Raw genomic sequence first — 13,799 nt, 5'->3', positions numbered from 1 at the left:
ATGGTAAAGTATGTCTTGGGTTCAATAGAAAAAGTATATATGGGCCGGGCATTTCCGAAGATAAGTAGCATACGATGATTTGAGCGGCTGACCAAATCTACTATTAGCCGAATGAATCTGGTAAAGGCCATTTCTGTATCGTAGTACATTATGAATAGTTCAATGGTAATTTTATTAGATCAATACTATAGTGAGGGTATTTATTGATTCTGATACTCGGTTAAATAGATTGCACTTGTAAAATATTATTTGGCACCTGTTCCATATAATTAACAAAAATATACTTATATTTGATTAATAGTAATTCATACTAGGCCAATTCACAAGTGGCTGTAACGCTAAACTGATGCTTCATTCAAATGAGAGAGGATAATAAAAGATGGTTGATAAGTATGCTGAAAACTTCAGGCAGTAAAAGAGATCATTTACTTAATCGTAAATACTCCGACGAGAGACATTTACAAAAGAACTTCGACTTTGATGAATTACCAAGTCACGAGAGTATAAGGGTGACACAGAAATTTTATAATGGAAAAATTAATTATGGGCTTTTAGTAAGGTTTTTGCGTCAAAACGTTGGCAATAATTGGGACAGTATTTATTCTGAAATTATTAGCCGTATTCCGACAAAACTTCTTGACTATAAAGAGATGGTATTTTGGTTTGTTGCTGATAAAGTAGAACTCGTTGAAGGTAAACCTTGGAATAAAAAATCTCAAAAATTTATTTGGACAGGTGAAGCTGTAAACAAATCAGTTCATTGGACAGAAATCAAAACTCAACCTCAATTCATAGAGTTCTATGTTCATCCTGAGACAAACAAATTGGTTCGAATAGAGCAGAAATCTTTAAAACGTAGGACAGTGTAAAAGTGGATGACTGAAATCAAACCCGAAAGCACATAATAATCCAACTAACAAACCAATTATAAACAAGCAGAAAACCGTGCAGGAGTATTTCTGAACTGCATTTATTTTCAAAAAAGCTGATGCAAGTGCTTCGTTAAGAGGTTATATCTGAGTTCATCAGAAGAGCAATTAAGCGTAAGCATTTGGCGGTAGTCGTCGTTGTACCTTTATCGTAAAACTCTTATCAACTCAAAATATTTCAAGGGACTTTCCGGCAATAAAAGTTTTACTAATTCTATTATCCTATTCAATGATGAGTCTATTTAACCATGCAAATCCATGGTTAAAAGGGTTAATCCCGCAAAGAATTCGACTTGATCCAACAAAACCGGCACCACGTATAGCGGTGCCGGCCCTGTAAGTATTGTTAGAAGTATACTGCTTATTTTACAGTAACGGTAATCGTACTGGCCAGTGGCGCTCCATATGAACGATGGATCGCATCGCCAAACTGAAGTGTCAGCGTATGCTTGCCAGGAGTTAAATTGACTGTCGCTTCTGTCTGACCGCCACCATAATGGATATGTGTGCTGTCATCAGGAATAACGGTCCCGGCCGGGATTGAATCTCCCGCGTCAATAAGCAGATGATGATGTCCGATACCTTCTTCAATTTTACTGTCTGGCGCTTTCTTAGCAACAGTCATTTTGTCAACGCCAAATTCCAGTTTCAGCGGAGAAGAGACGGTTTCACCGTCCTTTACATTTTTGAAATACACTTTAGCACCGTCTGGGATGGCTGGTAGCGGAGCAACCGCTTCGCCGGCAGTCATGTCTTCCATATTATGTTCTGTTGTCGCAGCTGCAGCAGAATCTGTATTCGTATTTTGCTCTGTCCCTGAATTACAGGCTACCATAGCAACCAATAAAAAGGCGGGGATGACAAATAACTTTCGCATAATCGTTTATGTTTTAAGATTAAAAATATGTCACTGAAGGTTAAAGGTAAGACCAACTGCAAAGATTTCAAAACGAATCCTCTCTTAGTTTCTTATTTTTGAGGCCATAAATATAGAATTAACGTGTCCTTATCAATACCAAAAGGCCTGGTTGACGTGCTGGAAGGCTCGCCCGGATTTGACCGGACGTCTTTTATAGAAGCCCATGAAGCCGGGTTACCCAACACATCAATCAGGTATAATCCTCAAAAGATAAATGCCTTTAAGGGCGCAATACCTGCTGCTTCAGAGCGAATCAGCTGGAGCCCTTATGGCTACTATTTGCAAAAAAGACCCTCTTTTACGCATGATCCTTTATTCCACGGAGGCTTATATTACGTACAGGAGCCGGGAAGCCAGTTCCTCTGGGAGGCCTTGAGGCAAACTACAGATCCAAATCAAAGCTTAAGGATACTGGATTTATGTGCGGCCCCAGGTGGTAAAGCCACTTTGTTAGCCTCTTTTTTCAAAAACGGTCTGATTGTCGGTAATGAAATTATGAAAAACAGGGCCGCCGTCCTGACTGAAAACGCGACGAAGTGGGGCAGTGGCAATATTATTGTCACCAATAATGATCCCACTCATTTTCAGCGGCTAAAAGGTTTTTTTGACCTGATCGTTATAGATGCGCCCTGTAGTGGTAGCGGGCTGTTCAGAAAGGATCAGGTCGCCGTGGATCAATGGACGCCCGAGCTGGTGGCTCTTTGCAGTAAAAGGCAGGAGCGAATTTTAAAAGATTGCCTGCCGGCGCTTAAAGAAAACGGTCTGCTGATCTATTCCACCTGTTCGTACGCTCCCGCAGAAGACGAGGATATCATGGACTTTCTGGTGGGTCAGGCTGGCCTCTGCACTGTTCAGTTGACTGCTATTTCAAAAGGGATTACTGAGGTTAAAGGCAAGTTGAAAGACTATAACGGCAAACTACCTGTCGGCTATAAATTTTTCCCCGATAAAGTGCGTAGCGAGGGTTTTTTTATCAGTGTTTTTAAGAAATTAAGTGCAGAACTGCCCGGGTATCACACCGGAGACGCTATCCCGGCTATCCCCGCAAAGGAGCAGGCGATTATGGGAGATTGGGTAAAACCGGATCTGGATTTATTTTTTTTTAAGCAAGGCGAAGAAGTGCTTGCAATGGAAAATAAATGGATACAGGATCTGGCCGTATTACAAAAAAATCTATTTTTGAAAAAGGCAGGTGTGAAAATAGGCCAGATCAAGGGTAAAAATCTCGTTCCTGCCCACGATCTGGCGGTCAGCCCATGGGTCCATCCCAGGGTACCTCGTCAGCCTCTGGATAGGGCACAAAGTTTGCAATACCTGAAATGTCAGGAGCCGGATATTGAATTAGATGAATCTACCCCGGGGTGGCATCTGGCCACATTTGAAGGCATTGGGTTGGGGTGGATGAAGATATTGCAACACAGGGTCAATAATTATTACCCCAGGAACTGGCGAATACTCAAGGATTAAACTAAAACGGGTAGAACGAATGTATATTCCAAAGATTAACATTTTTTCTCATAGAAATTAGGCAATTTTATTGCCCGAAGTCATGTAAAACAGGCAATTGCCGGACACAATTTAAAATCTGCCCTGAAAAACGAAGAAGGAGCAGGCATAAAAAGAAATATAGATAATTGAACATGAAGAAAATAGGTATTATAGCAGCAGGCATACTTTTATCACTTGGCACAGCGATGGCCCAGGCAGTGCAGACCGTTCACGAAATTAAGGAAGGAGAGACCCTTTCTCAGCTGGCCAAAAAATACGGAACTACTGTAGGGGATATCATGCGTTTCAACGGCATGAATTCCGATAGCAAGCTTTTTGTGGGAGAGAAAGTGAAAATCCCTGCCGCCGGTGAAACTGTTGTGGCTGGCGGTACAGCGAAGACACACATTGTTGAAAAGGGCGAGACCTTATATCAACTCAGTAAAAAATATGGAGTTACGGTCAATCAGTTGCGCGACTGGAACAATATAACCGGTAATAATATTCAGGTAGGCCAGACACTGAAGGTGTCTTCCGGTGCGACAGAAAGTGCATTGCCAGTGGTGTCGTCCGGTGATGCGTCACAGCCCGTTGATCCTGTTTCAACAACCGGCAATGACCAGGCTACGGAGGCTGCCAGCACAGATTCGGATATGAGCAATCAGGCGGAAGACCAGGCACAATCCGCCGACAAGCAAAGAGGCCAGACGGTTTTTGCAGATAATGCAGGTACGGAGCCAGCTTCAGCTGCCGGCGTAACTTCAGGTAATGAAGGTGCGTTTGCGGTGGCTTACAAAAGCCAGGCAAGTGGGACGGAGCTCATTACCAAGGGGCTGGCAGGTAAGTTTCAGTCAGCCAGTGGATGGAAGGATGGTAAATATTTTATTCTGATGAATGAAGTTGCTCCCGGTACATTGGTTAAAATTCAGACGAAAGGTAAAACTATATATGCTAAAGTGCTGTGGAACCTGGGTAATGTTAAAGAGAATGCAGGCCTCAGTTACCGAGTCAGTGACGCCGCAGCTTCCGCGTTAGGTATTAGCGGCGATCAGACGGATATTATCGTTTCATACTTTAAATCAGAATAAAGCATAATTTGTATACGGTGGATAAGCCGTCTGAGAAAAATCATTTAAGCCGCTCCCTATATGAATGAGCGGCTTTTTCTTTTCATTTTCTTAGCTGGCATAGATATTGCCAGCTATTGCTTATTAAATACTGATAACCCATGAAAAACACCTTTTTTAAAAGTGCGGCTGTCTGTGCTGTACTGTTATGTATTACAGGGCTTTTATTGTCCTGTTCTAAAGATGAAATCAGCCAAACCGGTAATAAGGCGCTGTTAACTGCAGGCAAATGGCAATTGATCAGTGCGATCCGTACGACAGATGAGGGCGGCGGCGTGACTATTGAAGGCGCGGCTGAAGTGATTTCTTTTACTTCTGGCGGTCATTACAGGATCTATGATGATAATGGTTCCGTTGTTCATGATGTGAATTATTCTTTCGACGATAAGAATACGATTTCTTTTGATGGCGTGACCTTTGACATGACAACCATTAATTCGACGAACCTGACATTGGTCAGCAAGGATACTGTTGCGGGCACCACAGACACGTATAATTACAAGCGGAAACTATAGACAGGAAGCGTTTTCCGTATATAAAAGAATAGAAAGCATTTGTCAGACTTAATTGTCTCGGACAAATGCTTTTTTTATGTAGTTTATGGCGTTTGAGCAATCGTTTTACTATAAGAAACTGAACAAATAACTTTCCCGTTCTGAAAAAATATTGTAATATTATCCTCTTAAAAATCAGAATCTTTTCTAAAAAATGTGATTATGTCTTATCCTTATCAAATCAATTCATTTGAGGCATACAAGGAAGTGTATGCACGCAGTGTTCAACAGCCGCAAAATTTCTGGGCGGATATTGCCAGCAATTTTAAATGGAGGAGAAAATGGGACAAAGTGCTGGAATGGGATTTTAACAATTATAAGACAGAGTGGTTTAAGGGAGCAAAATTAAATATTACAGAAAACTGCCTGGACCGACACCTGGAGAAGCTGGGCAATAAGCCAGCCATTATCTGGGAGCCTAACAGTCCAGACGAACACCACCGCATTCTTACCTATAATGATCTATATCAGAAGGTGACGCAGTTCGCCAATGTGCTTAAGAATAACGGGGTTAAAAAAGGGGATACAATATGTCTTTATATGGGCATGATCCCAGAACTGGCCATTGCTGTTCTGGCTTGCGCCAGAATAGGTGCCATCCATTCCGTGATTTTCGGAGGCTTCTCTGCCAAGAGTATTGCGGATAGATTGGTGAATGCCAATGCCAAATATATTATTACCTGTGACGGCGCATTCAGAGGGGGCAAAGACATTCCTTTAAAGTCCCTGATCGATGATGCATTGGAAAGCGTGGACTTTATTGAAAAGGTGATTGTCTGTACCCGGACCCGCACACCGGTATCGATGCTAAAAGGCCGTGACGTATGGTGGGAGGACGAAATTAAAAAGGTGGAGACTTTGGGCATGGCACCTGCTGTTGCCGAGGAAATGGATGCAGAAGATCCGCTTTTTATTCTCTATACTTCCGGATCTACCGGTAAGCCGAAGGGGGTTGTACACGCCTGCGCCGGTTATATGGTCTATACCAATTATACTTTCGTCAACGTATTCAATTACAAGCAAGGAGACGTTTATTTCTGTACGGCTGATATAGGCTGGATCACGGGCCACAGCTATATTGTCTACGGGCCACTTAGCGCAGGAGCTACAACCGTTATGTTTGAAGGCATACCTACCTATCCTGATGCCGGACGTTTCTGGGATCTGGTAGATAAGCACCGTGTCAATATCTTGTATACAGCACCGACGGCGATCCGTAGCTTAATGAGCTATGGCGATGAACCACTCAAGGGTAAAGATCTGTCAACATTAAAAGTATTGGGATCCGTAGGAGAGCCAATCAATGAAGAAGCCTGGCATTGGTTTCATGAAAAGATCGGAAGGGGAAAATGTCCGATCGTTGATACCTGGTGGCAGACGGAGAACGGGGGCATCCTGATCTCTAATCTGGCCGGCGTAACGCCTGCAAAGCCAAGTTGGGCGACGCTGCCCTTGCCGGGTGTTCAGCCCTGCCTTATGGATGAAAAGGGAAATGAGGTCGAAGGCCCCGGGCAGGGCAACCTTTGCATGAAGTTCCCCTGGCCATCTATTATCCGGACTACTTGGGGAGATCATGAACGTTGTCAGCAAACCTATTTTGATGCTTATCCTGGTCATTATTTTACCGGTGATGGTGCCATGCGTGATGAAGACGGCAATTATAAGATTACAGGCCGGGTAGATGATGTGCTGAATGTAAGTGGTCACCGTATTGGTACGGCTGAAGTAGAGAATGCGATTAATTTACATGCGGGCGTAGTTGAAAGTGCCGTAGTAGGGTATCCGCATGATATCAAAGGGCAAGGCATTTATGCGTTTGTGATCTATAACGGTACGCATAATGCTGATGATGAGAACCTGATCAGAAAAGACATTACAGCTACCGTCAGCAGGATCATCGGCCCCATCTCAAAACCGGATAAAATTCAGTTCGTAACCGGTTTGCCTAAAACCAGAAGTGGTAAGATCATGCGCCGTATCTTGAGAAAGATCGCAGAGAACGACGTCGATAATCTGGGAGATACTTCTGCCCTGCTCAATGGAGAAGTGGTCGAGGATATCAAGAAAGGAAAGATATAATCTATAAAGTTTCGGATGTAAGAACCGGACAATGACCGATCAGTCGTTGTCCGGTTTTTTTGGGGGTATCCGGTCGATGAGTTCATTGCTTCATATAAGAGAAAGTTAGGTGAATAACTAATAAGTTAGTATTTTAGTGCAAAATATTCAAAATGAGGCTAATACTAATATTTTGTTTAGGAATGTTTGTGAGGGTTGCTTTGGCCCAACCATCTTCTGTCAAAAGACAGTTACAGCTATCAGAACAACTTAGACATCTGGAAAATGGTAAGAAACTGTTGTATATAAGTTTTCTGCCCGGACAGGAAAATACACGATTGTTAACGGCGGTCAGTAGACGGTATCATTGCAATACAGCGGTCTTTTGGATGACCAGGGGAGAAGGCATGCGCAATTATAACGGCCCGGAAAAAGGCATTGATCTGGGTGTGATTCATGTCGCAGAAATGGAAGCTGCCGCAAATGTGGCCGGCTACTTTCCTTTTGTAAGCTCCTGCAAGGATATGGGCGCCAGAGATACCGCTACGATAAATGCTACATTGTCTACTGACAGATTAATTCTTGACCTGACAGCTGTTATCCGTCAGTTCCGGCCGGACATGATGATTATAGGACACCGCAGCGATACACTTCTTTCAGGGAAGGGATTTAATTACTGGATAGATAGTATTTGCCAGACGGCCTGCCAGTTGGCTGCCGCCAATACCAAACTGGAAGATACAGCTTTAGATGCTTACGGCGTACATGACGTTTTAGCGGATAATACGCCTTTTGGAAGCTTGGATGCCTCTTCCGCACTAGCCTATCCTCTGTCAACGGCCATCACGGTTGGCGGAGAAGATTCAATAAGCGGCAGGTCCTTTCAACAGGTATCGCTAGACAGCAAGTTAGCCTTTAGGTCAATCTATCCAGATCTGGATAGTATTCCACTGAGGGGAGATACGGCGCGGTTAAGTTGGCTGAGTGCGACAGAAGGCGGCAGTGTGCCTGCGGTTATAACACATCTTTTCTCGGATCTGGCTGCTAACGCTGAATTTGGTGTCTGGAACAGACTGGAGTCAGCCGGTGTTGATGTGAGGACGGTACAAATGCAACTAAAGAATGTTCCGGCTCTATTACAGATGCATGATTATCGTTCAGTTTCGATGGCATTAAGGGGAATATCTGACTTGCTGATGAGAGGGCATGCGGAAAATAATAATGAAAAAATGCAGATAAACCCCGATCGTCTTTGGGTACTAAGCCAGCTTCAGGTGATGCGCAAAACAATAGTGGACATGCATTTCTTGGCTACATCTGATAAAGAGTTGGGTGTTTTGGGGCAGGAGTTTAGACTAAAGATCACCGCGAGAGAAGGAGCAGGAATGCAGATTCCGGTTTCTGTATTGAGTGTCCGGATACCTGGTCTGGTAGCCTCGCCTGTTATTCCCGCAGCGAATAGAGAAATGGCCGCGGTTTTGCTGGATACGGCCTTGCATATTCCTTTAATGCAGGAAGCCTATCAGCCATTTTGGTTAAACAAGTCCATGCGAAGCGACGGCTCCTATAATATTGATACGAAAATGCAAGGAAGGTTGTCGGACACGACCAGCTATCGTGTGGAAGCACTCGTATCAAACGGTACTGATACATTGACATATCGTTTCCCCGTTTTTTACAGGCATTTTGATCGTATGGAGGGGCAGATACAAAGGCCATTTTATACCATAGAGCCGGTTCTTTTGGCGCTTACACCTACTGTTTTGCTGACGCATGTTTTTAGAGGAAATTATCCTATAAGGCAAAAGGAACTCCATATAAATATGAAAACATTATTTAAAGATACTGCACAGGTAGTCCTTTTTAAGATCCGGCAAGTGGGCATTCAGGCGATGGTCAACGGCCAAAAGGTTCAATCAGATACCGCCAGCATGGTCTATCAGGATGCCGGATATATCAAACCTGCACCCGGCGCCAGAACGAAAATAGGCTGGGTACTGAACACCTCAGTGATTGATCACCTGAATCCATTAACGCCCGTATTAAAGCCGACTGTACTTTTAAAGCTGCCGGAAGGGGTACAGGCCTTTTCGTCCAATATTAAATCTGTAGGCTATCCCTATCAATCTCCCAGGATATATAACTACCATAGTCAGACAATGGTTGTAGGGGATACTATCCATACCGGTGGCGGTCGGATACTGTATCTGAATGGTCTGTCGGGAGACGTATTTGAGAACGCCTTTAACCAACTGGGCTATGAAGTGCAGGATGCGGGATTTAAGGATTTTACTTCCTGGATCGACGAAGTGGACTTAAATAGCGGGACCATTTCTTCAATGGTAAAAGACAGTCTGCGGAAATTAGATGCCATTGTCATTTCCGGGGCGGATGAAGTGTTGCCTACGGATTCAATTCAGCTTCAAAGACTGCGTTATATTTTACATGCGTATGTTAAGAGCGGCGGCCGTCTGATTAACCTGAACGCCGATCCGGCATTACAGAAACAGCTGCCACTTTTCGACAGCGTCCGCTCACAAATGTTGATTGCAGACGGTAATTCAGGGCGCATACAGGTGGATAGTTTATCTGCATTATTTAATACCCCTAATAAGGTGCCGGCTGCTTTTTTCCGGAAATGGGAAGGCGTGCTGTCCCGAGGGTCGTTACCCGTTCGGAACGTCAGCATACCGTATCCTCTGCAGGTAGTGAGGCGAGAAAAAAACAGAAAGGCATTTCTTTCTCCTTTGAGTATACAATATCCGGATAATGGCGTTTTGGTCAATTGTTTTATGGAATTGGCCCCTGCTTTAAGCAATGGCAAGGCGGCAGCATACAAGTTTTTAGCCAATATGCTGGCTTGCACTGCTCCAAAAATAAAATAAGCCATGTTTGCCGTTCAGCCGCCTGCCAAGTCAGGGATATGATTTATGATTGTAAAGGACTACCTTCACAGCTGCATATAAGAGACCGTAGTACATGATCGAACATTCCCACGCCGCACACCCATCTAAACTTTTGGATCCTGCCTGGATCACAACACTCAGAAGCGAGGCAGATAAGGCAACGACGACCGGGAGGCTAACCTCCAGGCAGCTTCAGCTGTTTTATGCGCAGGGCTGGTTTAAAGCACTGGTCCCCAAGGCTTATGGAGGCCTGCAGTGGTCGTTAATAGAAGTCGTCTGTTTTGAGGAAGCCATTGGTTGGGCAGAGGGAAGTGCCGGCTGGGTCTTTACACTCTGTAGTGGGGCCGGTTGGTTTGGGGGGTATTTAGACCCCCAACTTGCCGGCAGGATCTTTAAACCTGAAAACGCGTGTCTGGCCGGTAGCGGTGCAGTGGGTGGTAGGGGCAGGACTAATAAAGATGGCCAGGCGGTGATAACAGGAGAATGGCAGTATGCTACCGGAGCGCCGCACGCCACGATTTTTACAGCAAATGTTTACCTGCAAAGCCAACAAAATGTCCGCGCATTTTTATTCTTGCCAGAAGAAGTAATCATAAAAAAGACCTGGAATCCAATTGGGCTGATCGCATCGGCTAGTGAATCCTTTGCCGTCACTGACCTGACCATCGGATCTGAAAGAGCCTTCGATATCGATCCTGATAAGCCGGTTATCAGGGAAAACCTGTACCGCATGCCCTTCGGCCCTCTGGCAGAAGCAACCATCGCGGCCAATTTATCCGGTATGACACTGCATTTTATGGAGGAGGTTGAGCTATTATGGAAGCAAAAAAAGGCGAGCCGGCCGAAAGGAGCCTCCATACCTGACTGGACGGCTGACGCCTGGCGGCTGCTGGATAACTATTATAACAGATGGCTCGAGGTCAGGGAAAGGTTGTGGAGCGCGGTCAAGGAGCTTGAGTCCTTTGTAAAAAAACATATGTCCGTTGAGCGGCTAGCCGATAATAGGACATATCTGCAAAAATCAAAAGCTGTTTCTGTGCATGCACAGGCGCAGGCGGTACTTTGCCGGGAGATCGTTGATACATTATATCCATATACAGGGCTAACCGGTGCAAGTATGAATTCTGCCATTGGCAAAGTCTGGCGGGATTTTCAGACCGGAAGTCAGCATGCGCTGTTCGTTCCCCGGCCTAAAAGCCATACAAAGAAAAAGTCAGTATGATTTATCTCACTCTTCTCTTAGCCGTGGGTCAGTATAAGTGATCTCTGTTTTGCCATGGGGGACGGGCTTGCCCGATGCATCCACTGTTACAAAGACAATTTTGTCAATGGTGAGAATGATGGAGTGGTCAATCTTATTGCGGACCTGGCAAGCCAGGGTCAGCGATGTTGTACCGAATTTGATGGCCTTGATACCCAGCTCGATAATGTCTCCCTGTCTGGGTGAGCTGACAAAGTCAATCTCAGACATGAATTTAGTGACACAATTGCCTGTTCCCAGCTGGATAATGGCATAAATGGCGGCCTCTTCATCTATCCATTTTAAAAGTGTTCCTCCAAAAAGCGTGTTATTGGAGTTCAGGTCACCGGGTTTGATCAGTTTTCGGGTATAAAAGTTCATCGTTTTAGCTTCGATCTTGATGATTGAGAGATTTGCGCGGCAAAATTACGACATTCTGGAGGCACATCCTTATTTTTATGGGGCTGTTGTGTTTTTATCGCGAAATTCATAAAATACACCCCATAATACGCTGAATTTCTTCCTTTTAAAGGAAAATGCGCCAATTTTTGCACAATATTACATTTTTTATTCTACCTTTGCAGCCCCAAATAGTTCTTTTTTGAGAATAGCGAATTGGGAGTCTAAGCATTTTGCGAAGACGTTATCACCAAAAAATGTATTAAAATGGCAAAAGAAATCTCTGGTTTCGTAAAGTTGCAGGTTAAAGGCGGACAAGCCAATCCTGCGCCACCGGTAGGACCTGCTCTGGGTTCCAAAGGTGTAAACATTATGGAATTCTGCAAGCAGTTCAATGCAAGAACGCAGGACAAACCCGGTAAAGTGCTTCCGGTATTAATTACTGTTTATTCTGATAAGTCTTTTGACTTTGTCATCAAAACAGCACCAGCTTCTATCCAGTTAATGGAAGCAGCCAAAATCAAAAAGGGTTCTAAGGAAAGCAATCGTAACAAAGTGGGAAAAGTGACTTGGGCACAAGTTGAGGCCATCGCACAAGACAAAATGCCTGACCTGAACTGTTTCACTATTGAAAGCGCCATGAAAATGGTTGCCGGCACTGCACGCAGCATGGGTCTCACTATTGATGGCACCGCTCCGTGGGAAAATTAATTCTTATCCTTAAAACTCATTTGTAATGGCAAAAATTACTAAAAAAAGAAAAGTAGCGGAAGCGAAAGTCGATAGCAATAAGTTCTATTCACTGACAGAAGCTTCTGCATTGGTTAAAGAAACCAATACTACCAAGTTTGATAGTTCTGTGGATGTACACATCCGTCTGGGTGTTGATCCTAAGAAAGCAGATCAGCAGGTGCGTGGCACTGTAACCCTTCCTCATGGAACTGGTAAAACGAAACGAGTTCTGGTACTTTGTACACCTGATAAAGAAGCAGCTGCTACTGAAGCAGGTGCTGATTTTGTTGGTCTGGACGAATTCATCCAAAAAATTGATGGCGGTTGGACAGATGTCGATGTAATTATCGCTACGCCTTCCGTGATGCCTAAAATCGGTCGCTTAGGTAAAATCTTAGGTCCCCGTAACCTGATGCCTAACCCTAAAACCGGTACCGTAACCAATGATGTTGCAGCCGCTGTAAACGACGTTAAAGGTGGTAAAATCGCCTTTAAAGTAGATAAGGCAGGTATTGTTCACGCATCTATTGGTCGTATCTCCTTCACAGCTGATAAGATCGCTGCAAATGGTCAGGAACTGATCAATGCCCTGATCAAATTGAAACCGACTGCAGCAAAAGGTGTGTACGTAAAAGGTGTCAGCCTGGCTGCCACTATGGGACCTGGCATCGCAGTAGATACTAAATCTGTTCAGAACTAATTTTGTAAAAAGATTAGTTTACAAACATCAAAAATTTTTGAAAATGACCAAAGATCAAAAAAATGAAGTAATTGAACTTTTAAAAGAAAAGTTCAATCAATATAATAACTTCTATGTAACCAATACGGAATCTCTTACCGTAGAACAAATCGGTACTTTACGCCGGGCTTGTTTCAACAAGAATGTTGAAATGAAAGTGGCGAAGAACACGCTGATTAAAAAGGCACTGGAAGCTATTGACGCTGAAAAATATACAGGTGTTTACGAATCGCTGAATAACGTAACCGCTTTGATGTTCTCTGAGAATCCCAAAGAGCCGGCCGTTATCATCAGCAGTTTCCGTAAAGAGGGTAAAAAAGAGAAACCTGAGCTGAAAGCAGCTTTCATCAATGGTGAGATCTACAGCGGTGATAAGAATCTGGATGCGCTGACCAAGATCAAGACACGAGAAGAGCTTATCGGTGAAGTTATCGGCTTACTGCAGTCTCCAATCCAGCGCGTTGTTGCTGCTTTACAGAATAAGGAGAATAAAGCAGAAGGTGCAGATGCAACGACTGAAGAGGCTCCGGCAGCAGAAGCACCTGCTGCACCCGAGGCTCCTGAAGCGCCTGCAGCAGAATAATGTAAATCTATCTTATTGTGCAGCATAAGGACTGCATAATAGGTAAACTTTTTGGCAGCGCATGATCTATAGCGTGCCAAGTATTAATAATTTTTTTAAAACCCTCCGCTGGAGCGCTTTAAGGC

Annotated in this window: 12 protein-coding genes; 10 read left to right on the top strand and 2 right to left on the bottom strand. The window is 44.1% G+C overall.

Annotation, left to right across the window (positions count from 1 at the left end; all coding sequences use genetic code 11):
* The first annotated feature begins 359 nt into the window (after positions 1 to 359).
* Positions 360 to 869 carry a hypothetical protein gene (locus tag K9M52_RS07680; RefSeq protein WP_224071473.1) on the top strand — a complete coding sequence of 170 codons (510 nt, stop codon included), beginning with the start codon at positions 360 to 362 and terminating at the stop codon, positions 867 to 869.
* A 421-nt stretch (positions 870 to 1,290) separates the two neighbouring features.
* Here the strand turns inward: K9M52_RS07680 and K9M52_RS07675 are convergent, their stop codons facing one another.
* A complete protein-coding gene (locus tag K9M52_RS07675; protein ID WP_224071472.1) occupies positions 1,291 to 1,806 on the bottom strand; it encodes a DUF4399 domain-containing protein in 516 nt (171 codons plus the stop codon).
* Between the two features lie 123 nt (positions 1,807 to 1,929).
* On the opposite strand from K9M52_RS07675, the gene K9M52_RS07670 reads away from it, so the two are divergent.
* From K9M52_RS07670 to K9M52_RS07645, 6 genes are all read left to right on the top strand, one after another.
* The gene (locus K9M52_RS07670) at positions 1,930 to 3,315 is read left to right on the top strand and encodes a methyltransferase RsmF C-terminal domain-like protein (RefSeq protein ID WP_224071471.1); all 1,386 of its coding nucleotides are present in this window, start codon (positions 1,930 to 1,932) and stop codon (positions 3,313 to 3,315) included.
* A 173-nt stretch (positions 3,316 to 3,488) separates the two neighbouring features.
* Entirely contained in the window at positions 3,489 to 4,424 is a 936-nt protein-coding gene (locus K9M52_RS07665) for a muramidase family protein (protein WP_224071470.1), read from the top strand.
* A 140-nt stretch (positions 4,425 to 4,564) separates the two neighbouring features.
* Positions 4,565 to 4,978: a hypothetical protein gene (locus K9M52_RS07660; protein ID WP_224071469.1), complete on the top strand. Its 414-nt coding sequence runs from the start codon at positions 4,565 to 4,567 to the stop codon at positions 4,976 to 4,978.
* A gap of 201 nt (positions 4,979 to 5,179) precedes the next feature.
* Positions 5,180 to 7,096: an acetate--CoA ligase gene (acs, locus tag K9M52_RS07655; protein WP_224071468.1), complete on the top strand. Its 1,917-nt coding sequence runs from the start codon at positions 5,180 to 5,182 to the stop codon at positions 7,094 to 7,096.
* Positions 7,097 to 7,248: 152 nt separating this feature from the next.
* Positions 7,249 to 9,960, top strand: coding sequence for a PIG-L family deacetylase (locus K9M52_RS07650; protein WP_224071467.1), 2,712 nt, complete (start codon positions 7,249 to 7,251; stop codon positions 9,958 to 9,960).
* Positions 9,961 to 10,054: 94 nt separating this feature from the next.
* Positions 10,055 to 11,203 (top strand): acyl-CoA dehydrogenase family protein, encoded by a 1,149-nt coding sequence (locus tag K9M52_RS07645; protein WP_224071466.1) that lies wholly within the window; start codon positions 10,055 to 10,057, stop codon positions 11,201 to 11,203.
* A gap of 6 nt (positions 11,204 to 11,209) precedes the next feature.
* On the opposite strand, the gene K9M52_RS07640 is transcribed toward K9M52_RS07645, so the two are convergent.
* A complete protein-coding gene (locus tag K9M52_RS07640) occupies positions 11,210 to 11,602 on the bottom strand; it encodes an acyl-CoA thioesterase (protein ID WP_224071465.1) in 393 nt (130 codons plus the stop codon).
* 285 nt (positions 11,603 to 11,887) lie between these two features.
* Here K9M52_RS07640 and rplK point away from each other — a divergent pair, with 285 nt between their 5' ends.
* The 3 genes from rplK to rplJ are packed head-to-tail and all read left to right on the top strand — an operon-like array spanning position 11,888 to position 13,674.
* Entirely contained in the window at positions 11,888 to 12,331 is a 444-nt protein-coding gene (rplK, locus tag K9M52_RS07635; RefSeq protein WP_224071464.1) for a 50S ribosomal protein L11, read from the top strand.
* Between the two features lie 25 nt (positions 12,332 to 12,356).
* Entirely contained in the window at positions 12,357 to 13,052 is a 696-nt protein-coding gene (gene rplA / locus K9M52_RS07630) for a 50S ribosomal protein L1 (protein WP_224071463.1), read from the top strand.
* Between the two features lie 43 nt (positions 13,053 to 13,095).
* Entirely contained in the window at positions 13,096 to 13,674 is a 579-nt protein-coding gene (gene rplJ / locus K9M52_RS07625; protein WP_224071462.1) for a 50S ribosomal protein L10, read from the top strand.
* The last annotated feature ends 125 nt before the right edge of the window (positions 13,675 to 13,799 follow it).

This window comes from Arachidicoccus terrestris, from assembly GCF_020042345.1.
Taxonomy (GTDB): Bacteria; Bacteroidota; Bacteroidia; order Chitinophagales; family Chitinophagaceae; genus Arachidicoccus; species Arachidicoccus terrestris.
Note: the sequence above shows the minus strand (reverse complement) of the source record. Positions and strands in the feature narration are given on the sequence as shown.

Excerpts from the sequence above, each read along its gene's own strand:
- K9M52_RS07660 (WP_224071469.1), top strand. The coding sequence starts at position 4,565 with ATGAAAAACACCTTTTTTAAAAGTGCGGCTGTCTGTGCTGTACTGTTA.
- K9M52_RS07640 (WP_224071465.1), bottom strand. The coding sequence starts at position 11,602 with ATGAACTTTTATACCCGAAAACTGATCAAACCCGGTGACCTGAACTCC.
- K9M52_RS07665 (WP_224071470.1), top strand. The coding sequence starts at position 3,489 with ATGAAGAAAATAGGTATTATAGCAGCAGGCATACTTTTATCACTTGGC.
- K9M52_RS07675 (WP_224071472.1), bottom strand. The coding sequence starts at position 1,806 with ATGCGAAAGTTATTTGTCATCCCCGCCTTTTTATTGGTTGCTATGGTA.
- rplK (WP_224071464.1), top strand. The coding sequence starts at position 11,888 with ATGGCAAAAGAAATCTCTGGTTTCGTAAAGTTGCAGGTTAAAGGCGGA.
- K9M52_RS07650 (WP_224071467.1), top strand. The coding sequence starts at position 7,249 with ATGAGGCTAATACTAATATTTTGTTTAGGAATGTTTGTGAGGGTTGCT.
- rplJ (WP_224071462.1), top strand. The coding sequence starts at position 13,096 with ATGACCAAAGATCAAAAAAATGAAGTAATTGAACTTTTAAAAGAAAAG.
- acs (WP_224071468.1), top strand. The coding sequence starts at position 5,180 with ATGTCTTATCCTTATCAAATCAATTCATTTGAGGCATACAAGGAAGTG.
- K9M52_RS07645 (WP_224071466.1), top strand. The coding sequence starts at position 10,055 with ATGATCGAACATTCCCACGCCGCACACCCATCTAAACTTTTGGATCCT.
- rplA (WP_224071463.1), top strand. The coding sequence starts at position 12,357 with ATGGCAAAAATTACTAAAAAAAGAAAAGTAGCGGAAGCGAAAGTCGAT.
- K9M52_RS07680 (WP_224071473.1), top strand. The coding sequence starts at position 360 with ATGAGAGAGGATAATAAAAGATGGTTGATAAGTATGCTGAAAACTTCA.